Source organism: Bacillus sp. SIMBA_008 (assembly GCF_046535495.1).
Classification (GTDB): Bacteria; Bacillota; Bacilli; order Bacillales; family Bacillaceae; genus Bacillus; species Bacillus subtilis.
Genome location: NZ_JAWRWL010001110.1, coordinates 1 through 243 on the forward strand (window position 1 = coordinate 1; position 243 = coordinate 243).

At 60.1% G+C, this 243-nt stretch carries 1 protein-coding gene; it reads right to left on the bottom strand.

Annotated features, from left to right (window positions below; translation table 11 throughout):
* The coding region (locus SB658_RS26880) for an FAD-dependent oxidoreductase (RefSeq protein ID WP_410603552.1) at positions 1–175 on the bottom strand (175 nt) is incomplete at its 3' end.
* Positions 176–243: the final 68 nt, after the last annotated feature.

A 243-nucleotide genomic window follows, 5' to 3' on the forward strand; every position in this document is an offset into this window, starting at 1 on the left:
GGCGCGCCCACAGATTGTTGGCACGCGAATATGGCTTAGGCTGCCGTCTCTGCTCGAAGACACGAAATTCGATGCCGTGATGGGCAAGGGCACAGGCTGTGGTGAGCCCGATCGGCCCAGCACCGATAATGATGACGTCCGTGTCGAAACCGTCAGACCTAGGTGTCATGTTCATGTGGTTCCTCTTTCTGTGGAGTGCATGGGTCCGCGCCCGCCGCGCAGACGGTCTCGTCGATGACGTCC